General features: G+C 66.4%; 29 protein-coding genes and 1 tRNA gene. 13 read left to right on the forward strand and 17 right to left on the reverse strand.

Features of this window, described 5'->3' with window-relative positions; translation table 11 throughout:
- Positions 1 to 8: 8 nt before the first annotated feature.
- Together glp and VGP60_RS10435 are read right to left on the reverse strand one after the other, a co-directional pair.
- A complete protein-coding gene (glp, locus tag VGP60_RS10430) occupies positions 9 to 1,280 on the reverse strand; it encodes a gephyrin-like molybdotransferase Glp (protein ID WP_327547710.1) in 1,272 nt (423 codons plus the stop codon).
- Positions 1,277 to 2,182: a UTP--glucose-1-phosphate uridylyltransferase gene (locus VGP60_RS10435; protein WP_327547711.1), complete on the reverse strand. Its 906-nt coding sequence runs from the start codon at positions 2,180 to 2,182 to the stop codon at positions 1,277 to 1,279. The genes glp and VGP60_RS10435 overlap by 4 nt, the downstream gene beginning before the upstream one ends.
- A gap of 24 nt (positions 2,183 to 2,206) precedes the next feature.
- Between VGP60_RS10435 and VGP60_RS10440 the strand changes: the two genes are divergently transcribed.
- The 4 genes from VGP60_RS10440 to mscL all read left to right on the forward strand — a co-directional run bounded on the left by VGP60_RS10440 (position 2,207) and on the right by mscL (position 4,485).
- Positions 2,207 to 2,797, forward strand: coding sequence for a 5-formyltetrahydrofolate cyclo-ligase (locus VGP60_RS10440; protein ID WP_327547712.1), 591 nt, complete (start codon positions 2,207 to 2,209; stop codon positions 2,795 to 2,797).
- An 89-nt stretch (positions 2,798 to 2,886) separates the two neighbouring features.
- Positions 2,887 to 3,261, forward strand: a complete 375-nt coding sequence (locus VGP60_RS10445) for an FmdB family zinc ribbon protein (RefSeq protein WP_327547713.1) — start codon at positions 2,887 to 2,889, stop codon at positions 3,259 to 3,261.
- A gap of 153 nt (positions 3,262 to 3,414) precedes the next feature.
- Entirely contained in the window at positions 3,415 to 4,053 is a 639-nt protein-coding gene (locus tag VGP60_RS10450) for an SAF domain-containing protein (protein ID WP_327547714.1), read from the forward strand.
- A 30-nt stretch (positions 4,054 to 4,083) separates the two neighbouring features.
- Positions 4,084 to 4,485, forward strand: a complete 402-nt coding sequence (gene mscL, locus VGP60_RS10455; RefSeq protein ID WP_327547715.1) for a large conductance mechanosensitive channel protein MscL — start codon at positions 4,084 to 4,086, stop codon at positions 4,483 to 4,485.
- Here the strand turns inward: mscL and VGP60_RS10460 are convergent.
- Both VGP60_RS10460 and VGP60_RS10465 read right to left on the reverse strand, forming a co-directional pair.
- Entirely contained in the window at positions 4,482 to 4,643 is a 162-nt protein-coding gene (locus VGP60_RS10460; protein WP_327547716.1) for a hypothetical protein, read from the reverse strand. The two genes, mscL and VGP60_RS10460, sit on opposite strands and share 4 nt — an antisense overlap.
- A 72-nt stretch (positions 4,644 to 4,715) precedes the next feature.
- The gene (locus tag VGP60_RS10465) at positions 4,716 to 5,216 is read right to left on the reverse strand and encodes a molybdenum cofactor synthesis domain-containing protein (RefSeq protein WP_327547717.1); all 501 of its coding nucleotides are present in this window, start codon (positions 5,214 to 5,216) and stop codon (positions 4,716 to 4,718) included.
- A gap of 124 nt (positions 5,217 to 5,340) precedes the next feature.
- Between VGP60_RS10465 and VGP60_RS10470 the strand changes: the two genes are divergently transcribed.
- On the forward strand, positions 5,341 to 6,408 hold the full coding sequence (locus tag VGP60_RS10470) for an NAD-dependent epimerase/dehydratase family protein (RefSeq protein WP_327547718.1): 1,068 nt from the start codon (positions 5,341 to 5,343) through the stop codon (positions 6,406 to 6,408).
- On the opposite strand, the gene VGP60_RS10475 is transcribed toward VGP60_RS10470, so the two are convergent.
- From VGP60_RS10475 to VGP60_RS10490, 4 genes are all read right to left on the reverse strand, one after another.
- Positions 6,356 to 6,835 carry a nuclear transport factor 2 family protein gene (locus VGP60_RS10475; protein WP_327547719.1) on the reverse strand — a complete coding sequence of 160 codons (480 nt, stop codon included), beginning with the start codon at positions 6,833 to 6,835 and terminating at the stop codon, positions 6,356 to 6,358. The two genes, VGP60_RS10470 and VGP60_RS10475, sit on opposite strands and share 53 nt — an antisense overlap.
- 67 nt (positions 6,836 to 6,902) lie before the next feature.
- Complete coding sequence (locus VGP60_RS10480) at positions 6,903 to 7,952, reverse strand: HAMP domain-containing sensor histidine kinase (protein ID WP_327547720.1); 1,050 nt, start codon at positions 7,950 to 7,952, stop codon at positions 6,903 to 6,905.
- Positions 7,949 to 8,650, reverse strand: a complete 702-nt coding sequence (locus VGP60_RS10485; RefSeq protein WP_327547721.1) for a response regulator transcription factor — start codon at positions 8,648 to 8,650, stop codon at positions 7,949 to 7,951. The genes VGP60_RS10480 and VGP60_RS10485 overlap by 4 nt, the downstream gene beginning before the upstream one ends.
- Positions 8,651 to 8,660: 10 nt before the next feature.
- Positions 8,661 to 10,064 (reverse strand): hypothetical protein, encoded by a 1,404-nt coding sequence (locus tag VGP60_RS10490; RefSeq protein ID WP_327547722.1) that lies wholly within the window; start codon positions 10,062 to 10,064, stop codon positions 8,661 to 8,663.
- A gap of 147 nt (positions 10,065 to 10,211) precedes the next feature.
- Between VGP60_RS10490 and VGP60_RS10495 the strand changes: the two genes are divergently transcribed.
- The 5 genes from VGP60_RS10495 to VGP60_RS10515 are packed head-to-tail and all read left to right on the forward strand — an operon-like array spanning position 10,212 to position 13,747.
- Entirely contained in the window at positions 10,212 to 10,871 is a 660-nt protein-coding gene (locus VGP60_RS10495; protein WP_327547837.1) for a glycosyltransferase family 2 protein, read from the forward strand.
- Complete coding sequence (locus VGP60_RS10500) at positions 10,868 to 11,554, forward strand: TIGR04282 family arsenosugar biosynthesis glycosyltransferase (RefSeq protein WP_327547723.1); 687 nt, start codon at positions 10,868 to 10,870, stop codon at positions 11,552 to 11,554. The genes VGP60_RS10495 and VGP60_RS10500 overlap by 4 nt, the downstream gene beginning before the upstream one ends.
- Positions 11,551 to 12,198 (forward strand): class I SAM-dependent methyltransferase, encoded by a 648-nt coding sequence (locus tag VGP60_RS10505; protein ID WP_327547724.1) that lies wholly within the window; start codon positions 11,551 to 11,553, stop codon positions 12,196 to 12,198. Before VGP60_RS10500 ends, VGP60_RS10505 begins: the two co-directional genes overlap by 4 nt.
- Complete coding sequence (locus VGP60_RS10510; protein WP_327547725.1) at positions 12,195 to 13,325, forward strand: molybdopterin-dependent oxidoreductase; 1,131 nt, start codon at positions 12,195 to 12,197, stop codon at positions 13,323 to 13,325. The genes VGP60_RS10505 and VGP60_RS10510 overlap by 4 nt, the downstream gene beginning before the upstream one ends.
- The gene (locus VGP60_RS10515; RefSeq protein WP_327547726.1) at positions 13,322 to 13,747 is read left to right on the forward strand and encodes a hypothetical protein; all 426 of its coding nucleotides are present in this window, start codon (positions 13,322 to 13,324) and stop codon (positions 13,745 to 13,747) included. Before VGP60_RS10510 ends, VGP60_RS10515 begins: the two co-directional genes overlap by 4 nt.
- A 105-nt stretch (positions 13,748 to 13,852) precedes the next feature.
- On the opposite strand, the gene VGP60_RS10520 is transcribed toward VGP60_RS10515, so the two are convergent.
- The 7 genes from VGP60_RS10520 to VGP60_RS10550 form a co-directional block, all read right to left on the reverse strand.
- Complete coding sequence (locus VGP60_RS10520; protein WP_327547727.1) at positions 13,853 to 15,241, reverse strand: S1C family serine protease; 1,389 nt, start codon at positions 15,239 to 15,241, stop codon at positions 13,853 to 13,855.
- A gap of 100 nt (positions 15,242 to 15,341) precedes the next feature.
- A complete protein-coding gene (gene galT, locus VGP60_RS10525; RefSeq protein ID WP_327547728.1) occupies positions 15,342 to 16,427 on the reverse strand; it encodes a galactose-1-phosphate uridylyltransferase in 1,086 nt (361 codons plus the stop codon).
- Entirely contained in the window at positions 16,424 to 17,215 is a 792-nt protein-coding gene (locus tag VGP60_RS10530) for a DeoR/GlpR family DNA-binding transcription regulator (protein ID WP_327547838.1), read from the reverse strand. The genes galT and VGP60_RS10530 overlap by 4 nt, the downstream gene beginning before the upstream one ends.
- Positions 17,216 to 17,361: 146 nt before the next feature.
- Entirely contained in the window at positions 17,362 to 18,780 is a 1,419-nt protein-coding gene (locus tag VGP60_RS10535) for a HAMP domain-containing sensor histidine kinase (protein WP_327547729.1), read from the reverse strand.
- Entirely contained in the window at positions 18,777 to 19,466 is a 690-nt protein-coding gene (locus tag VGP60_RS10540) for a response regulator transcription factor (protein WP_327547730.1), read from the reverse strand. Before VGP60_RS10540 ends, VGP60_RS10535 begins: the two co-directional genes overlap by 4 nt.
- 83 nt (positions 19,467 to 19,549) lie before the next feature.
- Entirely contained in the window at positions 19,550 to 20,143 is a 594-nt protein-coding gene (locus tag VGP60_RS10545) for a trimeric intracellular cation channel family protein (RefSeq protein WP_327547839.1), read from the reverse strand.
- A 21-nt stretch (positions 20,144 to 20,164) separates the two neighbouring features.
- The gene (locus VGP60_RS10550) at positions 20,165 to 20,818 is read right to left on the reverse strand and encodes a response regulator transcription factor (protein ID WP_327547840.1); all 654 of its coding nucleotides are present in this window, start codon (positions 20,816 to 20,818) and stop codon (positions 20,165 to 20,167) included.
- Positions 20,819 to 20,993: 175 nt separating this feature from the next.
- Here VGP60_RS10550 and VGP60_RS10555 point away from each other — a divergent pair.
- Positions 20,994 to 21,066: transfer RNA gene (locus VGP60_RS10555), tRNA-Arg, on the forward strand.
- Between the two features lie 66 nt (positions 21,067 to 21,132).
- On the opposite strand, the gene VGP60_RS10560 is transcribed toward VGP60_RS10555, so the two are convergent.
- Complete coding sequence (locus tag VGP60_RS10560; RefSeq protein WP_327547731.1) at positions 21,133 to 21,921, reverse strand: nuclear transport factor 2 family protein; 789 nt, start codon at positions 21,919 to 21,921, stop codon at positions 21,133 to 21,135.
- 166 nt (positions 21,922 to 22,087) lie between these two features.
- Here VGP60_RS10560 and VGP60_RS10565 point away from each other — a divergent pair, with 166 nt between their 5' ends.
- On the forward strand, positions 22,088 to 22,729 hold the full coding sequence (locus VGP60_RS10565; protein WP_327547732.1) for a hypothetical protein: 642 nt from the start codon (positions 22,088 to 22,090) through the stop codon (positions 22,727 to 22,729).
- Between the two features lie 155 nt (positions 22,730 to 22,884).
- A complete protein-coding gene (locus VGP60_RS10570) occupies positions 22,885 to 23,043 on the forward strand; it encodes a VOC family protein (protein WP_327547733.1) in 159 nt (52 codons plus the stop codon).
- Positions 23,044 to 23,045: 2 nt separating this feature from the next.
- Here the strand turns inward: VGP60_RS10570 and VGP60_RS10575 are convergent, their stop codons facing one another.
- Positions 23,046 to 23,912: a hypothetical protein gene (locus VGP60_RS10575; RefSeq protein WP_327547734.1), complete on the reverse strand. Its 867-nt coding sequence runs from the start codon at positions 23,910 to 23,912 to the stop codon at positions 23,046 to 23,048.
- Between the last annotated feature and the right edge of the window lie 37 nt (positions 23,913 to 23,949).

Genomic DNA, 23,949 nt, shown 5'->3' on the forward strand with positions numbered 1-23,949 from the left:
TCTTCCCGCTACGCGCGCTGAGCCAGGAACGTCACCTTCACCTGTTCGCCCGCCGACACCTCGGTGAGGTCTTCGTCGACGTTGACCAGGCAGTTCGCCTCGGCCAGGGACGCGAGCAAGTGCGCACCCGACGTGCCCAGTGGCTGGACGAGATACTCGCCGTTGCCTTCGTCGCGCAAAAGCTGGCCACGCAGGAATCCCTTGCGCCCCTTCGTGGAGGTGACAGGCGACAGCAGCCGCGCGCTGACCACCCGGCGATGCGGGTTGCGGGTGCCGCGGGCCGCGCGGATCAGCGGGCGGACCAGTACCTCGAACACCACGAGAGCGCTCATTGGGTTGCCGGGGATCAGGAAGGTCGGCACCGAATCCGGGCCCAGCCTGCCGAACCCCTGGACCGAACCGGGATGCATGGCGATGCGGGTCATGTCGATCCGGCCGAGGTCGGACAGCGCGGCATGCACCTCGTCGCCAGCACCTCCGCCGGCGCCACCGGCGACCACCACGATCTCCGACATCAGCAGCCGTCCTTCGACGACCTCGCGCAAACGCTTCGGGTCACTCGACACGATCCCGACCCGGCTGACCTCAGCTCCGGCATCACGAGCGGCCGCCGCGAGCGCGTACGAGTTCACGTCGTAGACCTGGCCGACGGACGGCGTGCGGTCGATGTCCACCAGTTCGTCACCGACCGAAACAATCGAGACCCGGGGCCGCGGGTAGACCAGCACCTTCGCCCGGCCGACCGCGGCGAGCAGGCCGACCTGCGCGGAACCGATCGTGTCGCCCTTGCGGACGGCGATGTCACCGATCTGCACGTCTTCACCGGCGCGGCGCACATAACCGGCCGAAGGCACCGACCGATGGACGGTCACCTTCGCCTGGTGACCATCGGTGTACGCGGTCGGCACGACGGCGTCGGCAAGGGTCGGGAGCGGCGCGCCGGTGTCGACGCGGACTGCCTGGCCGGGTTGCAGCCGCCGGGGTTGCCTGGATCCGGCGGCGATCTCGCCGACCACCGGTAGCTGTACCGGCTCCTGCCCCGCGGTCTTCACGTCGACGCTCCGGACCGCGTAGCCGTCCACCGCCGCCTGGTCGAATCCGGGCAACGCGTGCTCGGCCACGACTTCCTCGGCGCAGAGCAGTCCCTGCGCTTCGGAGATCGCCACCCGGACCGGCCGTGGCCGGACGGCGGCGTCCAGGGTGAGCGAGATCTGTTCGTCGACGGAACGGAACTCCGCCGTGGACTCGGTCTCGGCTGCGTCGCCGATGGGCTCTGTCATGGCTTGGTGGTTCCGATCCGCTCTGTCAACCAATCCCGCAAGGACGGCCCGTACTCGGGGTGCTCGAGCGCGAAGTCGACCGCGGCGCGGATGTACCCGCCGGGGTTGCCGAGATCGTGTCTGCCGCCGCGGTGCACCACGATGTGGACTGGGTGTCCTTCGGAGATGAGCAGTGCCACGGCGTCAGTCAACTGCAGTTCACCGCCAGATCCGGGAGTGATGCGGCGCAGCGCGTCGAAGATCGCCCGATCGAGCAGATAGCGGCCGGCCGCGGCGTACGTCGACGGGGCATCCTCGGGTGCGGGCTTCTCCACCATGCCGTGCACACGTTTGACATCCGGGTCGTCGGTATCGGACACGTCGAACACGCCGTAAGGCGAAATCTGTGCCTTCGGGATGTCGAACGCGCAGAGCACGCTGCCACCGTGTGCTTCGCGGACTTCGGACATTCGGCTCAGCACGCCGGCGGGGAGTACCAGGTCGTCCGGGAGCAGGACGGCGACGGCTTCGTCTTCGTCGGTCAGGTTCGGTTCCGCCTGCGCCACCGCGTGACCGAGTCCCAGCGCTTCCTTCTGGATCGCGACCTCAACGGCCAGCAGCCCAGGGCCACGGCGGACCTTCTCGAGCAGCTCTGTCTTGCCCTTGCGCTCGAGGGTTTCTTCGAGCTCGGGTTGCGGCTGGAAGTAATTGACCACGGATTCCTTGCCCGGCGAGGTGATGATCACCAGGCGTTCGGCCCCTGCCTGCGCCGCCTCGCTCGCCACCAGCTCGATCCCCGGTGTGTCCACTACCGGAAGCAATTCCTTGGGCACGGCTTTGGTGGTCGGCAGGAACCGGGTGCCCAAGCCTGCGGCCGGCACGATAGCGGTTCGAAACGTCTTCTTGGTTGCGGCGCCCGTCATGGGCGCAAAGCCTAACCTGGTGTGGTGCATGGGTCAGGCAATGAGCTGTCGAGCAAGGCGGAGTGGCGCGCGTGGCTGAGTGCCGAGCGTGCCTCCACAACACCGGAACAGCGGGCCGAGGAGGCGCTGAAGCTGGCTGAAGCGGCTTCAGGGCTACCACGAGGCGTTGTGTGCGGATACGTCCCTTTCGGAGACGAACCAGGTTCTCTCGCCTTGCTCGACGCCCTCCGCGCGCGGGGGTCCCGGGTGCTGCTTCCGGTGATCGCACCCGTGGCGGGACCGCTCGACTGGGCTGAGTACACCGGCCCGGAAACACTGATCCCAGGACGGCTGCGCGGGATACTCGAACCGAGCGGCGCCCGGCTGGGCGTGACCGCGGTGAAGGGTGCCGACCTGGTGTTGCTGCCCGCCCTCGCGGTGGATCATGGTGGTGTGCGGCTGGGCCGCGGTGCGGGCCACTACGATCGGTCGCTGGTCTTCGCTTCGCCGGGCACCGAACTGGTGGCCGTCGTACGAGACTCCGAATTCGTCGACCAGCTCCCCGTCCAATCTCACGACGTCCCGATGACCGGGGCCCTGACCCCAGGCCAGGGCCTGGTTCGCCTGCCGGTGTGAGCAAGCAGGGTTTGCGTTGAGGGAATGCCGTCAAGCACAATTGGGTTAGCACTCTTGAGGCTCGAGTGCCAACGCGCGAAGGAGTAGCTGTGCCCACCTACCAATACGCCTGCAAGGAATGCGATCACCGCTTCGAGGCGGTCCAGTCGTTTTCCGACGCGAGCCTGACCGTGTGCCCGGTGTGCTCAGGTCCGTTGCGCAAGCTTTTCGGTTCGGTGGGCGTGATCTTCAAGGGCAGCGGGTTCTATCGGAACGACGCGCGCTCCGACGCCAAGTCGTCGAGCACGGTCGCCGCCGGCTCCGGTGACACTCCGGCCGCGAGTTCGTCCACGAGCGAGTCGAAGAGCTCGTCCGACACGAAAAAGCCCGAGGCCAAGAAGGCGGAATCGAGCTCCAGCGCTTCGAGCGCAGCCTCTTCGTCCTCCTCGACGAGCACCACCAAGGCTGCCAGTACGGCGTCCTGACAAGCGAGTTATCCACAGTTCCCCAGTTGTCCACAGGCTGGGGAACTGTCGCTTTTGCTGTCGCCCGAGCTTGCCTAACGTCGGTCGGAGTGGGGCCGAAGCGCCCCGCCTGAGCGAAACGTGGGGGACGCGATGGGCATACCGGCATTTTCCTTGTCTTCCTTGCCGGCCGGACGCCGATTCCGTGGCCGGCCGAGCTTCCTGATTCGCCGAGTGCTGGCGATAGCTCTTCTGCTGACCGCCGGCGTGCTGGCTGTACGGCCGGTGAAGGCCGAGAGCAGCCCCAGCGGTCCCGCGGTGGTCTCGGCACGCGATATCGCTGCCGGAAGCGTCCTGAGCCCGGCTGACGTCCGTCTGGTCCAGGTTCCGGACTCGCTGCGCCCGGCGGGAGCGCTGAGCACGCTTGAGGCCACGGAAGGCCGGTTGCTGGCCGGGGCGGCACGCTCAGGCGAGCCGATCACCGACGCGCGACTCGTGAACCCGCCCGCGAATATCCCCGGCTCAGGTGATTCGGGAAAGTCGATCGTCCCGGTCCGGCTCTCCGAATCCGCCGTCGCGAGCTTGCTCCACCCCGGTGAGCGGGTGGATGTCGTGACAGCGTCCAGCGACGGCGGACGACAAGTGCTGGCCAGCATGGCTGTGGTGGTGACTGTCGTCCCTGATGAGACCGGGTCCGGATACGGCACGGCGGCGAAGGACGGCCCGCTGGTACTTCTCGAACTCCCGGCCGACAGCGCGACACAAGTGGCCGCCATGTCGCTGGAGCGGGCGGTGGCCGTTACCCTCCGCTAACCCAGTCCCCTGTTTTCCTGAGGAGTATCGGTGTTCAAGGGTTTCAAGGACTTCCTGTTGCGCGGCAACGTGGTCGAACTCGCTGTCGCCGTGGTCATCGGCGCCGCGTTCACGTCGATCGTCACTGCGTTCACGACCGGCCTGATCAAGCCGCTGATCAACGCCATCGGTGGATCGGACGCCGCGAAGGGGCTGGGATTCAACATCCTCGGCTCCAACGACGCGACGTTCATGGACGTCGGCGGGGTGATCAACGCGGGGATCAACTTCGTGATCGTCGCCGCGATCGTCTACTTCGCCTTCGTCCTGCCGGTGAAGCACATCCAGGAGCGCCGCAAGCGTGGCGAAGAGGCTGGTCCGTCCGAGCCGACCGACGTGGAGCTGCTGATCGAAATCCGTGACCTGCTGAGCCGGCAGAGCACCAAGGACTAGCGGTCGTGGTGGGGCGGCCGGTTCTCCAGGTACCACGAATCGTCGCTCGAAGACGACGTCTGCTGGTCCCGCTCGTCGGCAGTGGTTTCGGGCAAAACGTCGCCGAACACCTCGTCGAACCGGCGCCGGTCCGGTTCGGCCTTACGTTCTTCAGCCATGCCCCATGGTCTCACTAACCGGTTTCGAGATGTCGGCAGAGGGCCGAGTCCTCTGCCGACATCCGGAGCGGCTCATGCCCCTTCGAGGCCGGAAATCTGCTCGATGACGTGAGGCACAAGCGCCGAAAGCGTCGCCATGCCGTCGCGGACGGCCGCGCGGGAACCGGCCAGGTTGACCACCAGCGTGCTGCCGGAGATCCCGACCAGGCCGCGCGAGATGCCCGCGTCCACGGCACCGGCGGCGAGACCGGACGCCCGCAGTGCTTCGCCGATCCCGGGGATCGGCCTGTCGAGCACACCTGTCGTGGCGTCGGGAGTGTTGTCGCGAGGCGACACTCCGGTACCGCCGACGGTGATCACCAGATCCGCGCCACCGATCACCGCGGTGTTGAGTGCGTTGCGGATCGCCGCGGTGTCCGAAGACACCACCACGACGCCGTCCACGATGAAGCCTGCTTCCTCGAGCAGCTCCGTGACCAAAGGCCCAGCGGTGTCGTCGTGCTCACCGTGTGCGACACGGTCGTCCACGATCACCACGAGGGCCCGCCCAAGGCGCTGTGCGCTCCGTTCCATGGCACCCACCGTAGTCGGTTCGTGCCCGGCGCGGATCTTGACTCGGCCGACGAGTTCTGACGATTCCATGACGTGCTGCCGCTACGCCCGGCGAAGGGGTCTTGGCGGGCCTAGCGTCACCTGCGTGCGAGTGCTTGTAACCGGAGGAGCCGGGTTCATCGGTTCCCACATAGCCGACCTGTTGGCCGATTCCGGCGACGAAGTCGTAGTGCTGGACAACCTGTTGTCCAGCGCCCACGGCTCCTCCGTGCCGCCTGACTACACCTCGAGACATCGTTTCCTGCGTGGTGACGTAGCCGATATCGAACTAATCGGTGACCTGCTCCGTGACGTCGACGCGGTTTGCCACCAATCGGCTGTCGTCGGGCACGGCATCGATCCGTCCGACGCGCCGTCGTACGCGCTGCACAACGACTACGCCACCGCGGTGCTGCTGGCGGGAATGCATGCCGCCGGAATCAGGAAACTGGTGATGGCCTCGTCGATGGTCGTCTACGGCGAAGGTCGTTACAAATGCGCCCGGCACGGCGTGGTTCCGCCGGCGCCACGGCGCCAATCCGATTTGGCGGCAAATCGCTACGAGCCGACGTGTGGCGATTGTGGCGAGGAACTCGCGTGGCAGCTCGTTCCCGAAGACGCGCCCCTACAGCCTCGTAGCACTTATGCCGCCACGAAACTCGCCCAAGAACATCTGGCAGGCGCGTGGGCTCGGCAGACCGGTGGCACGGTTTGGGCGATGCGGTACCACAACGTGTACGGGCCGCGGATGCCGCAAAACACGCCGTACGCCGGAGTGGCTTCCCTGTTCCGCTCGTCGCTGCTTCGTGGCGAAGCGCCGACTGTGCTGGAAGACGGTCGGCAGCATCGCGACTTCGTCCACGTCCATGATGTCGCGAGGGCGAACGTCCTCGCCCTGCGCGCACAGGGAACACCAGGCGAACTGACTCCGCTGAACATCTGCTCCGGCCAGCCGCACACGGTCGGCGAACTGGCGGTGGAATTGGCGCGTGCGTGCGACGGACCGGCGCCGCGAATTGTCGGCGGCGCGCGGGCCGCCGACGTTCGTCATGTCGTCGCAGATCCAGCGCGCGCTGAACGTCTGCTCGGCTTCAAAGCGGAGACCGGTTTCGCCGAGGGGATCACCGCTTTCGCCACAGCCAAACTTCGCGCCCCTGTCGACCAGGGAATCTAGACAGCGTTTTCACCACAGGCCTCGGCGATCGCCGCCGTGTCCCAGTAGAACGGGCGGACTTCCGCGATACGCCCTGCCGAATGGTGATCGTCTGCAAGATCGGGAAGTCGAGTTCGAGGCCGGTGGCGCGAGCGCGTACGTGGACCTGGGTCAACAACACGAGCGGACTCTCGGTGGCGAGAAAGGTCTGTTCCTTCATCTCGAAGGATTCCCATGTCCGGCTCATCGCCAGGAAAAACCGCTCCAGACCGCTATGCCGGTGCCATTCACCGCCATATGGCAACGCCTTGGCCTGGTACAAAACGACGTCGGGCGCGAAGAAGGGAGCAATTAGCCCAAATTCGGCTACGCCCGGCCCTCCAGCGGCCAGATACCGCGCCTCTGCGGCGTACATTCCTTCCAGAACAGCCTTCGGTGTTGTCGTCATGACACCACAGCCTGACGATCTTGGACGCGCTCCGCCGGCGATAATCAGACAGCGACCTCGGGAACCGTCAGAGCACGGCGAGCGGGAGCCGGACTTCGAAACGACAGCCGGGGCCGTGGTTGTGCACGCCGATGCGGCCGCTGTGCGCTTCCACCAAGCCCTTGGCGATCGCCAAACCGAGGCCACCGCCGCTGGTGTTGCCGGACCGTTCCGGGGTACGCGCCTGTGTACCACGGAAGGCGACGTCGAAAACTCGCCCGATTTCGTCCTCGGGGATGCCTCCACAGGAGTCGTCCACCGAAATCAATGCGTCACCGTCGGAGATGCCGATCTGTACCGCGACCGTGCCGTCCGGCGGGGTGTGGCGAATCGCGTTGGAAACCAGGTTTCGCATGATTCGCGCCAATTCGGGGTCGCTTCCGGAGACGATCGGCCACGCGTCCGCGTTCGCCAGGACCTTGACGCCTTTCTGTTCCGCGACCGGGGTCTGGGCCGCCAGCGCGTCGCTGACGACGTCACGCAGCGGCACTGCCGACATGGTCAACTGCAGCGCGCCGGCGGTGATACGAGAAAGCTCGAAGAGGTCACCGACCATCGCCGACAGCCGAGTGGTTTCGCCGCTGATCCGCTGGGCGTAGTCGGCGACTTCCTGCCGTTCCGAAACGACGCCATCGGCGAGGGCTTCGGCCATCGCCCGGATGCCCGCGAGCGGGCTCCGCAGGTCGTGGCTGATCCACGCGACGAGTTCACGTCGTGACGCCTCGGCGGCACGTTCACGTTCACGCGCTTCCCGTTCCCAGACACTTCGGCGCCCGATGAACCGTCCGAGGACGAGTGCGGCCGGCACGGTGATCAGCGCGACGAGCACACAGACGAACAGCATCGTCGTGAGCGCGGGGGTGAACATGAATCCGCTGACGCCGAGCACCCCGACCAGCGTCGCGAGCACCGGGATGAGCACGAGCACGGTCATCGTGCTGGCCAGTGAGCCCTTACGCAGCAGGTACAGGGCAGCACCGCCGAGCAGCGCCACCGGCAACGCGAACATCAGCACCACCGGCAGGATGTGCCAGACGTGCGTGAGCATGTCGCCGAACGGTTCACCAGGATCGATCACGACTGCCCCAAGTCATAGCGGTATCCGACGCCCCAGACCGTGGTCACCCGGACGGGCTTCGCGGGGTCGTATTCGATCTTTTCCCGCAACCGTCGCACGTGAACGGTCACGGTGGACTGGTCGCCGAAGTCCCATCCCCACACCTTCTCCAGCAGCTCGGCTCGCGAAAACGCGGTGCCGGGATGCGCGAGGAAGTACGCGAGCAGGTCGAACTCACGGGTGGTCAGCGGAAGTTCGGCGTTGTTCAACGTCGCCTGGCGTGCGCCCATCTGCAGCCGGAGATTGCCGTCGTGCAATTCCGCTGGCGCCGCCTGCTGCCGCGGCATCCGCGCGCGGCGCAGAACGGACGAAACCCGCAGCGTCAGTTCCTTGGGGCTGAACGGTTTGGTGACGTAGTCGTCCGCGCCGAGTTCGAGGCCGGCGATCCGGTTCTCTTCTTCGCCGAGCGCGGTGAGCATCACGATGGGCACCTGGCTGACCTGGCGCAAGCGCTTGCACACTTCGAGGCCGTTGATTCCGGGCATCATCACGTCGAGCACGACGAGATCCGCCGGGTGCAGCGCGAACCGCCGCAGCCCATCGGCACCGTCCCCGGCGACGTCGACGGTGAACCCGGCGACCTCGAGATACCGCCGGACCACGTCACGAACGGTCTCGTCGTCGTCGACCACCAGCACACGGCCTGCTTGCTCGTTCACGTTTCCGTCCCTACCAGATCGTCAGCACAAGATGGTTCACCAAAAGCGCCGTCGCTGCCTGTGCGGCCAGCCACCAACGGCGGCCACCGGCGGGGAGTAGCGACGTCGCCGGAAGCAGCCACACCGCGAACGGTAGCCAAATCCGCTCCACCTCGGCCTTGGACAGTCCGGAAAGGTCCGCGAACACGATGATGAGAAGTGCGGCGAGGACGATCAGGAGCACTGGATCACTCAGCAGGGCACGACGCGGTCTCACCAGGAACGACTCGGCGACCGTTCGCCGAATTCCGGCGATCACGGCCGGTCCGACCGCGATCGCCAAGGCCGCCAAGTCCGCCCACACCCAGTAGGAGTACGGCCGGTCGCTCGCGATTCCTTGGTAATAGCGCTCCACGACCAGGTGGTAGCCGTCAAGCCACCAAAAACCTGATAGTGCGAAAACGCCCACGACGGCCAATGCACCCAGCGCGGCGAGTGCCGCTACTAGCCATTGGCGACCAAGGAGACAAACCGCCAGAACGAGCACGCCAAGTAGTACGAGTCCGTAAGACAGGAAAATGCCGAATCCGAGCAACACGCCTGCCAGTGAGGCGAGCGTTGCCGAAAAACCGCGACGAGCTGTCCGGCCGGCCAGAGCCAGAATCGCGATGGCTGTCGCGGTGACTCCGGCGAACAAGCCGTCAGCGGAGGCTCCGATCCAGATCACCCCCGGCGTCAGCACCGCGAACGGAACTGTCGCGCGGGCCGCGTCAGGGCGGCCCAGCAGGGACAGTGTCGCCGGAACAGCGACGGCGATCAGGCACCCGACCACGACACAAGCCGTCGCTGCCCAAGCTCCACCGCCGAGCCCGATCCGATCGAGCCAGACGAACACGAGAGTGGCGCCTGGCGGATGCCCGGAAACATGGGTCACCCACGAATTCGGCTGGAAATCCAGGATTCGTGAAGAGAATTCACGAAGCATGAGTGGGATATCGGTGATTCCGGGGACTTCGTGCAGGTACTCGTGGTTGGTGGTGAGACGCTCGGTGAAGCCGCGGTTCCAGCCGTCGACCATGGCCAGCGCGAACGTCCAGCACACGGAAGCCACATAGCCCAGAGCCAGCAACCGGCGCCACGGCAACCGCGCGGCGAGCGCTGGGCCCCAGGCGATCACCGCGATAGCGATTACCACAGCGAAGAGCGAACCGGGCCCGATATGCGGAAGCCAATCGCCGAACAGTGGTGGCGCGAACGCGTAAATGACCACTCCGGAACCGGGGCGGTTGAAGTACAGGCCGAGTCCCACCGCCGCACCGACCAGCACCAGTGCCACCGCGACGGCGATGAGATCACCACGATGCTCGCGTAGGCCAGAAGTACGCTCGGAGCTGGGCGGCTCAATGAGCCGGGTACCAGGAATCGACTCGCTCATCACTGGCACCATAACCCCGGTCGACGTCGTCCGACAGCGGGGAAAGCGAGCCGTCAGGACTCGGTAATAACTCGTCCGATGTCAGGATTCGGTAAGCATCACAAGGCTTTCACGCAGTCCATGTTGGACCTAGCGTTCGTTGGCGTGATGGACCATTCCGTAGATGTCGTGCTCCCCTGCCTCGACGAAGCAGGCGCCCTTCCCGGTGTACTCGATTCCTTACCGCCCGGCTACCGCGCGATCGTGGTGGACAACGGCTCCATTGACGGCTCGCCCGAAATCGCCGCTCGACTCGGTGCGAAAGTGCTTCACGAAAGCAGACGCGGTTACGGCGCCGCCGTGCACACCGGCTTGGAAGGGGCGACTACCGACATCGTGTGTTTCTGCGACGCAGACGGCTCGCTTGATCTCGCCGAATTGCCGAAATTAGTCGAAATTCTGCTCACGACCGACGTCGACCTGGTGGTCGGCCGGCGTGTGCCGACGAGCGCCGGAGTTTGGCCTTGGCATGCGAAGGCGGGGAATCTGCTGCTGTCGTCGTTGTTAAGGCGACGTGGTTTGCCGGTTCGCGACATCGCGCCGATGCGGGCTGCCCGCGGTGACGCGCTGCTCGGTCTCGGGATCACCGATCGAGCGTTCGGCTATCCGCTGGAGTTGCTGGTCAAGGCACAACGCGCCGGCTGGCGGGTGCATGAACTCGACGTCGCTTACGGAGAACGTGCCAAAGGTACGAAGTCGAAGGTGTCCGGCTCGGTGCGAGGCACATTGCGCGCGATTCGCGACATGGGCCGGGTGCTGGCGAAATGAATCACGCCTTTTGTCTCCTCGTCGTGGCGAAAGCACCTGTTCCCGGATTCGCGAAAACTCGGCTATGCCCGCCCGCGACCGCACAGCAAGCCGCGGAAATCGCCGCCTCCGCGCTACTCGACACGCTTGAAGCGGTGTTCTCGACTCCTGGTGCGATCCCCTTGGTCGCGATGACCGGTGACCTGTCCGAAGCGGCGAGGAGCGAGGAGATCTTCCGTGCGCTCCGCTCGGCCACGGTTTTCGCCCAGCGTGGCTGGGATTTCGCCACGAGGCTCGCGAACGCCCACGCCGACGCGAACGCACTGCACACCGGTCTGCCGGTCGTGCAGATCGGCATGGACACCCCGCAGGTCACCGCGGAGATCCTCACGGCCGCCGCGGAACCGTTGCTGCACGGCGGCCGCGAAGCCGTGCTCGGTCCCGCCGAGGACGGCGGCTGGTGGGCGCTCGGATTGCGCGATCCGCGCCAGGCGGTGGTGCTCGGCGAAGTCCCGATGTCGCAGGACGACACCGGGGAACGAACAGTGCGGGCGCTGACCGCGAGCGGCCTGAAAGTCGAGCCGATCGTCGCGCTATCCGATGTGGACACGATGTTCGACGCCCAGCGCGTGGCGAAATTACGTCCAAACGGCAGGTTCGCCACGGCTGTCGCCGCGGTGCGTGGCAGGGGCGCCGCGGCATGACCATTTCGCTGAATATCGGCAACGAGTTCGACACCGGCCTGCTCGGTCGACGTTGCTCGCTCGAGCTGGCGAACGGCAAACTTGTCGAATTACCGGTCGACCGCTGGACCGAAGATTCGTGCGACGGCGACGAATTGCTGCTCGCGGCTTGCCAAGGTCCGACGCTGGATATCGGCTGTGGTCCCGGCAGGCTCGCGGCGGCGCTCGGCGAACGCGGAGTCGCTTCTCTCGGCGTCGACAGCTCGAGAACGGCCGTGGACCTCACGCGGCGACGTGGTGCGGTCGCGCTGCACCGCAACGTTTTCGATCGCCTTCCCGGTGAAGGACGCTGGCGGCATGTCCTCCTGGCGGACGGCAACATCGGGATCGGCGGTGATCCCGTAGCGCTTTTACGGCGAATCACCGAACTACTCGGGGCCGGCGGCAGCGCGGTGGTCGAACTCGACCCACCCGGCAGCGGATTGCGTCACGAGCGCGTCCGGCTCCTCTCACACGACGTCGAGGAACAGCCAGAAGGTTCGTGGTTCACCTGGGCCTGGGTCGGGGTGGACGCCATCGCCGATCTCGCGGCTCAAGCAGCGATGTGTGTCGAATGGACGGCGGGCCGGGGACATCGCTGGTTCGCGGAGCTGAGGCGATCATGAAACAACTTCCCATTCCGAAGGAAAGCACCTTCACCAGCGCCGCACATTCGGAGCGGGTGACTTCGCGTATCGGCATGGCGCTCGCCGTCACCTTCACGACCTGCTTCATCACCGGGCTGATCAGTCATCTGATCCAGCACCCGCCGACGTGGTTCTTCTGGCCCAGCCGCCCGGCCGGCTTCTATCGGGTCACGCAAGGCCTGCACGTCATCTCGGGGATCGCGTCGATTCCCTTGCTGCTGGCCAAATTGTGGAGCGTCTTCCCGAAACTCTTCGGCAGGCCACTGGTCCGTTCGCTCCCACACGCGCTGGAGCGGTTGTCCATCCTCGTTCTTTCCGCCTCCGCCTTTTTCGAACTGTCCACCGGGCTGCTGAACATCGCGCAGAACTATCCGTGGAATTTCTACTTTCCAGCGGTGCACTACGCGGTCGCCTGGATCGCCATCGGCTCCATCGCGGTCCATGTCGCGGTCAAGATCCCGGTGCTGAGACGAGCGTTGGCCAAAGCGGGAGACACTGAACCGGAAACTTCCAGCGGTCTGTCCCGGCGGGGTTTCCTGCGCACGACGTGGCTGGCTTCCGGAGTAGCTGTGGTCGCGACAGCGGGAGCGACCGTCCCCTGGCTACGCGATGTTTCCGGGCTGGCGTGGCGAACGGATCGCGGTTCACAGGGCGTTCCCGTCAACCGCACCGCGGCCGGTGCCGGAGTCATCCCGGACGCACAGAGCCCGGACTGGCGCCTCGAAGTGACCACTCCGTCCGGTGGCCGTTCGTTCTCACTCGCCGAGTTGAACGCGTTGCCCCAGACCACGGCCGAGTTGCCGATCGCCTGTGTCGAGGGCTGGAGCCAATCCGCGACCTGGACCGGCGTCTCCTTTCCCGAACTGCTCCGGGCCTCGGGTGCCCAACCGGGTGCGCAGGTCACGGTGACTTCGCTGGAAAAGGTCGGCCTGTACGCCACCAGTGTCCTGCCCGGCGAGCACACCGCAGACGACATCACTCTGCTCGCGTTGAAGCTCAACGGTGAAGTGCTCGACTTGGATCACGGGTTCCCGTGCCGGGTCATCGCGCCGAACCGGCCGGGCGTGTTGCAGACCAAATGGGTCACCAAGCTGGAGGCGGCGTGAGAATCCTGCGCGTGGCACTTTTCCTGCCGGGCATCGCGGCGCTGGTCTGGGGCGTGATGCTGTTCGCGGACTTCGCGTTTCCGCTCCGGCCGGACAGCTTTTTCACCCTCGGCTGGCTGCTGGGAGGTCCGCTGGTGCATGACGGGCTGATCGCGCCGGTGGTCGGGATCGTCGGGCTGCTCCTGACCCGCCTGGCGCCACCCGCGTGGAAAACGCCCGTGGTCATCGGCACAGTGCTCAGCGCGGTTCTCGCGATCCTCTCGATTCCGTTGCTGTGGCGTACCTACGGTGCTCCGCCGCCTCCCGGTCCGCACAAGGACGCGGGCACCGGGCTCCTGGTCTCACTGGCCGTCGTGTGGGCAGCGGTATTGCTCGCGGGTGGCACGCGGTTCGTAGTCAAAAAACAGAAAAACCGCGCGTGACCGGAAGGTGACGCCGGTCACGCGCGGTCTGGTGCCGGCCCGAAAGGGGGAACGAGCCGGAGTTGGTCTCGGCCGCGCAATGCGGCCGAGCGTCTTGGGAAACGATCAGTTCGGCTGAACCGGCTGACCACCGAGGGTGGCCTCGACGACCCTCGAATCACCGAGGGTGAGCATGACCTTCTCGTTCGGCGCCCGGGTGCGGATGGCGGCGACGAGCGCGTCGGCGTTGTCGATCGACCTGTCGTCGATCTTGGTGACGACGTCACCCGACTTCAGGCCGGCTTTCTCCGCCGGGCTGCCCGGCGTGATGTCACCGAGCTGGGCGCCACCGTTGGGAGCGTCCGTGACCTGCGCGCCGATGAACGTCTGCACCGCCTGGCCGGTCTTGATGATGTCGTCCGCGGTGCGGCGGGCCTGGTCGATCGGGATGGCGAAGCCGATACCGACGTTGCCGCCCTGGGACGCCTGCTGTCCTGAACCCGACTGCGGGCTGTAGATCGCCGAGTTGATGCCGATGACCTGACCCGAGGTGTTCGACAGCGGGCCACCGGAGTTGCCCGGGTTGATCGCGGCGTCGGTCTGCACGGCGTCCATCACCGTCGCCTGGTCACCGTTGCTGCCACCGGCCCGGACCGGGCGGTGCAGCGAGCTGACGATGCCCGAAGTCACCGTGCCGGCGAGCTCGAACGGCGAGCCGACGGCCACCACGCCCTGGCCGACCCGCAGGTCGTCGGATCGGCCGAGCTCGACCGGCGTCAAGCCGCTCATGCCGTCGACCTTGACCACCGCGATGTCCGTCGTCGGGTCACGCCCGACGACCTTCGCGGCCGCCTTCTTGCCGTCGTGGAAGACCGCTTGGATCTGGCCGCCGTTCGCGGCCACCTCCACGACGTGGTTGTTGGTCAGGATGTAGCCGTCCTGGCTGAGCACGAACCCGGAACCCTCACCCGCGCTGTTGCCGCCCTGGACCTGTAGCTCGACCACGCTGGGGAGCAGCTTGTTGGCGACCGCCTCGACGGAACCCGCCGGAGCGTTCCCCGTCTGCTGAGCGGGCTTCGGAGCGTCGAGCGCGTTGGCCGAGACGGTGTTGCTGCCGTCGCCACCGGCGACATAGCCGCCGAGGGCACCGGCGCCACCGCCGACGAGCAGTGCCAGCACCGCGACCCCGGCGACGAGCTTGCCGGAACCCGAGCGAGCGGGTTTCTGCTGCTGCGGCGCCACCGGGTACGCCGACGTGCCGCCGTACTGGCCACCGTGTACACCCGGCTGAACCGGCTGGGCGTACGGAGCGCTCGGCTGTTGAGCCTGTGCCGACCAGGGGTTCGGCGTGCCGTAGCCCTGGCCCGCGCCGAGTGGAGTACCCCGTGGCGGCGTGCTCGGCTCGCTTTGTCCCGCCGGCGCGCTGGGCGTGGCCGACCAGACGGGATGCTCACCCGCCGGAGGTCCGGCCGGGGCACCGCTGTTTGCGTGAGCGTTGGGGTCGTTCTCGGTCATGACACCACCATGCGCGTTGCTCCTGAGAGGTTCCTGAACGGAACCTGTGCATCGCAAGTGAGTATGTCGTCGACGCTCTTCAGAACCCCGCTGACGCGCCCTACAAAGCCGCTCTCAGTCGCTCCGCGATCTGCTCGGGGGTGGCGTCGTTGATCCACACGGCCATGCCCGATTCGGAACCGGCCAGGTACTTCAGCTTGTCCTTGGATCGCAGTACGGAGAACAGTTCCAGGTGCAGCCAGCCCAATTCGCGGTCGCGGTTGACCGGCGCCTGGTGCCAGCCGGCGATGTACGGCAACGGCCGCTCGTAAAGCGCGTCGCAGCGTCGCAGCACTTCGAGGTAAACCCCGGCGAAATCGTCGCGCTCGGCCTCGGTCAGCGCCGGGAGATCCGGCACCTGGCGGTGCGGAACCACCTGGACCTGAACCGGCCAGCGCGCGGCGGGCGGCACGAAGGCCGTCCAGTGCTCACTTTCGACGATGACGCGCGTGCCGACCTTGCGTTCCGCGGCGAGCACGTCACCGAGGACCGGACGACCGTGCTCGGTTTGGTAGGCGCGCGCGACCTCGATCATACGTTCCGTTTTGGGCGTGACGAACGGGTAGGCGTAGATCTGGCCGTGCGGGTGATGCAGCGTCACGCCGATTTCTTCGCCTCGGTTTTCGAAGGGGAAGACCTGTTCGACACCGTCCAGTCCGGACAGGAACTCGGTGCGGTCGGCCCACGCGTCCATGACGGTACGCACCTGGGCCGGCGTCAAACCAGCGAACGAACCGTCGTGGTTGCTGGTGAAACAGACGACCTCACAGCGGCCGCGGCCGGGCGCGGTCGGGACGAGCCCCATGCCGTCCAGCGTGGTTTCTTCGCCTGTCGCGCCTTGAGAGAACGAAGGAAAACGGTTCTCGAAGACGACGACCTCGTAGTCGGCCTCCGGGATTTCGCTGGGCTTGCCCGGTTTCGTCGGGCACAGCGGGCAAAGATCGGCGGGCGGCTTGTAGATCCGGGTCTGCCGGTGGGCGGCCATCGCCACCCACTCGCCGGTCAGCGGGTCGCGCCGGATTTCCGAGCTCGCGGCGACCGGATCGAGGTCTCGCGTGTCGACCGCGACCCGTTCCGGAGCGTCAGGACGCTCGTCGAAGTAGATGATCTCCCGGCCGTCGGCCAGGTGCCGCAACGTTCGCCTCACGCCTCTTCCGCCTCAGCTGTCTCGGCGAGGAGAACTTCGCCCGCCTGTTCGGCGAGAATTTCCCTGGCGTGGTCGGGCAGCCCGTCATCGGTGACGACGACGTCGGCCTCGTTCAGGTCGGCGATGGTGGAGATGCCCACCGTCCCCCATTTCGTGTGGTCGGCGAGCACGACCAGCCGACGGCCGGCCTCGACCAGCGCGCGGTCGGTCTCGCTCTCGGTCAGGTTCGGGGTGGTGAAACCGGGGCCGTCGGCCATGCCGTGGACGCCGAGGAAAACGACGTCCAGGTGCAGTGTGCGCAGGCTCGCCACCGCGACCGGCCCGACGAGCGCGTCGGACGGGGTGCGGACACCGCCCGTCAGCACGACGGTGCGTTCCGCCTGGTTGGAGCCGCGAAGGACATCGGCGACCTGGATCGAGTTGGTGACGATGGTGAGCCCGGGCACCGAATCGAGGGCCCTGGCCAGCGTCCAGGTCGTGGTGCCCGCGGAGATGCCGATGGCGGTGCCCGGCCGGACCAGTCCGGCGGCCACGGCCGCGATCGCTTCTTTTTGGACACGTTGACGGCCGGACTTCGCTTCGAAGCCGGGCTCATCAGTACTTTTGCCGACGATGGAGGTCGCGCCGCCGTAGACTTTTTCGACCAATCCACGCCCGGCGAGCACGTCGAGATCGCGGCGGATCGTCATGTCGGACACGCCGAGCCTGCCCACGAGGTCACTGACCCGGACGGCTCCCGTTCGGCGTGCCTCTTCCAGGATCATCGCCTGTCGCTGCCGCGCAAGCACTGTCAACTCCGTCCCGAGATCACCGTCAACCACACAAAATCCTACACGATTAAACATGGAGAACGGCGGCTGAGCGCTCGAATAAGACGATCAAGGGGTCTCGACCAGCCATTCGGCGGTAGCTAGACCCCTTGATCGTCGGAATTTCAGCCAGGAGAACCCGGCAGTCGCAGCGTCAGCAACGCGCCACCTTCCGGAGCGCGTGCGGCGTACACCGCACCGCCGTGCCGCTCGGCGGCGTGTTTGACGATCGCCAAACCGAGCCCGGAACCGGGCAGCGTCCTCGCCTCCGTCGAACGGTAGAAGCGGTCGAACACCTTCGGCAGGTCCTCGTCGGCGATTCCCGGCCCGGCGTCAGCGACCTCCAGCACCGCGGTGCCGTCGCCGAGCGGATACAGCCGTACCTGCACGGCCGTTCCCTCCGGCGAGAACTTCACCGCGTTGTCCAGCAGGTTGAGCACGGCCCGTTCCAGGGAACTGGAATCACCGGTCAACGCCCACGGCTGCAGGTTCACGTCGAACTCGATGTCGCCGGCGCGGCGACGAGCCCTGTCGAGCGCGTGCTCGACGATGTCGATCATCTCGACCCGTTCGAGTTCTCCGCGCGGCTCGTCCTGGCGGGCGAGCTCGACGAGGTCGCCGATCAGCTGGGTCAGCTCGTCGAGCTGACCACGGATATCCGCTTCGATATCGGTTCTGTCCCGTTCGGACAGATCCCGCGACCCGGGTCTGCTCGCCGACAACATCAGCTCGAGGTTGGTCCGCAACGACGTCAACGGTGTGCGCAGCTCATGCCCGGCGTCGGCGACCAGCTGCCGCTGTCTTTCCTGCGATTCGGCGACCGTGCCGAGCATGGTGTTGAAGCTGTGCGTCAAGCGCGCCAGCTCGTCGTCACCGCTGACCGGGATCGGCCGTAAATCACCCGTGCGGGCGACCCTTTCGGTTGCCGAAGTCAGCCTCTCGACCGGCGCGAGCCCCGCTCGTGCGACAGCTGTACCCGCGGCCGCGGCCACGAGAATCCCCGCGCCACCGATCAGGAAGAGCACCACGGCCAGCTGGCTGAGCGTGCGTTTCGTGGGCGCAAGCGATTGCGCGATCACGATCGCCTCACCGTGCGAAACCGGCAGCGCGATGACCCTGGTGTCGGTCTTCGGGTCCGTCCGCAGCGAGCTCGGCGACGAGCCGTCCGCGACCGCCAGCTCGGTCGGCCCCGCGGGCGGGCGGGTGCCTCCGTTGGGCACGAGCAGCTGACCGTCCGCGGCGAGCTGGCCGATCTGCAGATCGGCGCTGACCAGGAAGGCCAGCGGCACGAGCTGGAACTGGGTCTGCACGAGCGGAGTCCCCACCGCGGCTTCGGCGCGGGCGGTGAGGTTGACGTCGATCTGGCTGTACAGATTCTGGTTGACGATCAGGTACGCGCCGAGCGACGCCAGCGCGACGGAAAACGCCACACAGGCGGCCGCGAGCAACGCGACCCGCGAGCGAAGCGAGAAACGCCGCCGGGGGCCGCGGATGTCCCCATCGACGGAATCCGTCACGTTGATGACGGAGATCGGCTGGGTCACGGGGGCGTCAGCCTCAGCACGTAGCCCACCCCACGCACGGTGTGGATCAGCCGGGGCTCGCCGTCCGCCTCGGTCTTTCGGCGCAAATAGCCTACGTAGACCTCCAACGCGTTGCCGGACGTCGGGAAGTCGTAACCCCATACCTCCTCCAGGATCCGCCCGCGGGTGAGCACGTGTTTCGGGTAGGAAAGGAACAATTCGAGCAGGGCGAATTCTGTCCGGGTGAGACTGATCTCGCGCTCGCCCCGCCGCACTTCCCGCGTGCCGGGGTCGAGCGTCAGATCGGCGAACGACAGCATTTCGGCGGGCAGGCCCTGGACGTCCGGGATCGCACGGCGCAACAGCGCGCGCAACCGGGCCAGCAACTCTTCCAGGGCGAATGGCTTCGGCAGGTAGTCGTCGGCGCCGGCGTCCAATCCGGACACTCTGTCCGAGACGGTGTCGCGCGCGGTGAGCACCAGGATCGGCAGGTCGTCGCCCGTGCTCCGCAGCCGGCGGGCCACTTCGAGGCCGTCGAGCCGCGGCATCATCACGTCGAGGACCATCGCGTCGGGCCTGCTCGCGATGATCGCTTCGAGGGCTTGCGCGCCGTCGCTGGCCAGTTCGACCTTGTAACCGTTGAACTCCAACGAGCGACGAAGCGACTCCCGTACTGCTCTGTCGTCGTCGACCACGAGGATGCGCATACCCACAGTCTTACCCAGCGTGCTGAGACCCGCCTAAGAACACACAAAGAATAGACAAAGTTCATTCCGGACAGCGCCGGGATCTAGTCGAGGTCGGGCCCCTTCGCGACCGGCGCGTTCCACTTCCGCCAGATCGCGACCACCCGCACCGCGACGACGACGGTGGCCGCGATCACGATCACCGGCCCGGACGGTAGTCGCAATGCGTGACCGACTCCGACGAGCACGGCACCGGCCAGCGCGGCGACGGCGTAGATCTCCTTGCGCAACACGAGCGGGATCTCCCTGAGCAGCAGATCCCGGACCGCGCCGCCGCCGATCCCGGTGGTCATCCCGATCAAGCAGGCCGCGTAAACCGGAGCACCCGCGTTCAACGCCGTCGTCGTGCCGGACGTGACGAACACCCCGAGACCGAGCGCGTCCGCCAGCAGCACCGCCCGCCGCAACCGCGCGACCTGTGGATGGAACAGGAACACCGCGAGTGCCGTGACCGCGCAAACCGCCAGGTAGGGCCAGGTGCGCAACGTCGTCGGCGGGTGGATGCCGAGCAGGATGTCGCGGATCACGCCACCACCGAGCGCGGTCGTCAAACCGAGCACGATCACCCCGAACACGTCGAGGCGTGCCCGGACGGCGGCCAGCGCGCCTGATCCCGCGAACGCGACAAGGCCGACCATCTCGAGCGCGGTGAGCACGGCTTACTGGTCGAGCAGCCCGCCGCGATAGGCGAGCAGCGCGGCCTGCACCCGGTTCGCGGCACCGATCTTCGAGAGCACGGCCGAGACATAGCCCTTGACCGTCGCCTCCGAAAGGTGCAGCTGACCACCGATTTCGGCGTTCGACAGCCCCTGCCCGATCAACGCCACGACCTCGCGCTCGCGATCGGACAGCGACGCCAGCAGCTTCCTCGCGGGCTGCGCGGCACGCTGTTCGTCACGATGGGTGGCGACCATCCGCGCGGCGACGCTCGGGTCGAGCACGGCACCGCCCTTGGCCAGGTCACGGATGGCCCGGAGCAGGGCAGCCGGTTCGATGTCCTTCAGGAGGAACCCGTTCGCGCCGAGGCGCAGCGCGAGGCTGACGTACTCGTCGATGTCGAACGTGGTCAGCATCGCCACCCTCGGCGGATCCGGCAGGGCCAGGATCGCCCGCAACGCGCGGATGCCGTCATCCGGCGCGCGCATCTTGATATCGAGCAGTGCCACGTCCGGGTGATGCCGGCGGGCGACCTCGACCGCCGATCTACCGTCGCTCGCCTCACCGACGATCTCGATGTCCGGGGCGGCCGACATCATCGCACGCAGGCCCGATCGGACAAGTTCCTCGTCGTCGGCGAACATGAGCTTGATCAACGAAGCCCTCCGGCAGCCGGTGGAGCGGGGTCCCCGCATCCGTTAACGAAGGCTACCTACTGTTGTTCAGATAATCGCAACCAGACGCCGGCGAGTACGCCGATCCTCCACATAGGTCGACCGAACCGCTGCCGCTCCGACCCGCTAAACTGAGCCCGTAGGCACTACGTCGGCTGCCTTGGTAGCTCAGGGGATAGAGCGTTCGCCTCCTAAGCGAAGGGTCGTAGGTTCGAATCCTACCCAGGGCACAGTGTTCAAGAGCGTCATCGACGAAGCCGCCCGGCCGGTACTCGGCCAGGCGGCTTCGTTGGTTTTCAGCTGGTGGCAAGCGCTTGCGCGACCGTGAGACTGTCCTCGTAGACGTGGTACCGAGTGATCAGACCTTCCTCGACGGTCAGCCGCAGCGCACATCGGGCGACATAGGACCGGCAGGTGGCCCGCACGGTCTGCCGGATGTCGGCGATCACCACCGCGGACGTTCCGTCGACGAGGATCTCGGGGGCCACACCTGTGTGCTTGCCGGGCAGGTGGAAGTCACTCAGCATGCGGAAGTGGTCGGCGACGTCTGCGCGAGTGGAGCGACGACGGATCCAGGGCACGGCCGGGTGGCCTTCGTCAGGCCAGTCCAGCCGCCAGTCGACGGTCTCCGCGAACAGCTCGGCGACCCGATTCGGATCGCCCTCACCGAGCCGTCGGAGGAACTCGTGGGCGGTGGTGTGGGTGGCCGACGAGGTCACGGCGAACTGGTAGTCGTGCTGGATGCGCCCGTCGGGCCCGAGTAGCACGAAGATGGAGCCGGTCCAGACGATGTCTCCGCCCACTGCGGGAACCATGACCGTGGTGAACATGATGGCGTTGTGGTGGGCGACGACGTCGCCGCTGGGCTTGACGACGAAAGCTCCGGCTTCTACGAACTCCTCGTATGCCCTCGTGACCCGCGTTTTGAGGGCCGCGCGCCCGCGATACTCCGCCGATTCGATGACTTCGACACCGTCCTCGGCCCACAGTTCCGTGACGGCCTTGTGGCGAATTTCGGGATCGGGCTCGTTCCACACCGCGGTGTAGCGGCCGACGAACTCGGTGATGTCAGGTGCGAACTTCATGATCCCGACGGTAAAGGCGATCCACTGACACCTTCTGTCAGCGAACTGGCTCCCCTAGGGGGAGATACGCGGGCCTTCCCGGATGTCCGGGAGTTGACCAGCTGCCATCGTTTGTCACGCACCGGCGCCGGAGGCGGAGCCGGGCTGGGGTGAATGGGGACGGACGATGGACGCAGCGGTTACCAGGAGAGCTTTCCTTGCGGCACCGGTGTTTCTGCTGATCGGTGTCATCGCGATGAAGTTCGGGTGGAAGGGCAACACCGATCTCGACTGGGGTGTCGCACTGCCACTGTGGACCGGCGCGCACGCGATGTACATCCTGGGCTATCTCTTCTTCGGGATCGTGCTCGCCGATCTGTGGACACGAGCCAGGACAAGCGCCCGCAACGGCGTCGAGCGCAGATCGGCGGATGTGCTCGCGGTCGTGGGGACAGTCGGGCTCATCGCGATGCTCGGGCAGATGGTGATCGATCTGGTGGTCGGGTTCCGGGCGGACAGCCGGGCCGACATGAGCGGGATTTCACGCTCTATCCACGACATTCCGGGGTTCGACACGTTCTTCTACGGCGCGGTGCCGGCATTGCAGCTTACGGCGACAGCGATCCTGATTCTGATGCTCGCCTTCCGGCGCCAAGTTTCGGTATGGCCCGCGGTCGCCTTTCTTGGCGGCAGCCTCTGCATTGCCACTGGTGTCACCGCGCTGATGGTGATCGGCGGCGTGGCATTGTGTGTCGCGCTTCCCGCGTTGGCCACGCGCTCCGTGAGCGGCACGACCTCGTCACGGCACCGCGTGACACAGCCGAGCTGATCTCGATACAGCGGTAAACCCCTGGTCACGACGGTGATCAGGGGTTATCCGGTTGCGCGTGCCTGTGGGATCGACGATCCGGAAGACGACCCGTCTGTCCTGGTGGAACCGTCGGTGGCCGGCGACTGTTCTTCACGCTCGTTCCAGAGCCGAAAGTGGCGAAAAACCGTGTGCATCTCGATGTCCACGCTGACGACATGGACGCGGAGATCGAACGGCTCAGCGGACTCGGAGCAACGGTGTTGACGAAATACGGCGACGGGCACGTGCTCCTCGCCGATCCGGAAGGCAACGAGTTCTGCCTGATGCCCTGAGTTCAGCGCACCGTGAGCGAGGCGGGCACCCGCAGATTCGCCGAAGGTTCGTACTCGACGTCGTCGTGAACTAGTTGTCGCCCGCGGAGGGCTTCGACGACGCCACCCGCGATGGCGAAAGCGTGTTCCGAACCGGGGCACTTCCTCGGCCCGTCGCCGAAAGTCAGCGAACCGGCTAGTTCGAGGGTGACGACCTCACCGGCCACGATGGCGAAATTTCCGACACGAGTGTCGGCGGTCGCCTGGCGGCGGGTGGCTCGTACGGGAGGGTTCAGGCGAAGCGTCTCGGTCAGAATCACCGAAACCGAGGTGGTGGGCTTTTGCTGTTTTGCGGCGATCAGCGCGTTTCCGACCAGACCGGCGGTGGCGTCGCAAGCCTGGACCAGTAGCCCGATTCGGGCCGCGGTGGGTTCGTCGGCGATTCCGCCACACGCTTTCACGAGCCGGGCCACGGCCTGATCGGCCGTAGCGGAAAAATCGCCACGGGGGTGGTAGGCCGCGGCGACGGTGTTCACGTCTTCCGACATCCCTGCCGGTAGCGATAGTGCTTCGGCAAGTAGCTCTACGGGGACCACTCTCGCGATCTTCGCGATCACGTCGATCGGCTCGTAGCCGGATTTCAGCAAAACCGTGGTCTGTTCGAAGGCTCTTTGGCCTAGAGCGGCAGGGTCGACGTCGGCGAGTTCGTCGACGACCAGCGAACGTCGCCGCTCGTGGTCGCCATTGGCGCTGAAGCGCGAGACGGTGCTTCGCAGCCAGACGATCCCACCAGGTGAGCCGTCGTTCGGTACTGGCGGGACGACGAAGGCGGGGTCGGCCAGCACCGCTCGTACTTCGTCGGGTGCGGTGATCACGGCGGGAGTGGTCATGAGGGCACCGTAGAACGAGAACGTTTCGGTGCCGGCC

The sequence above is a fragment of the Amycolatopsis sp. genome (assembly GCF_036008905.1).
Taxonomy (GTDB): domain Bacteria; phylum Actinomycetota; class Actinomycetes; order Mycobacteriales; family Pseudonocardiaceae; genus Amycolatopsis.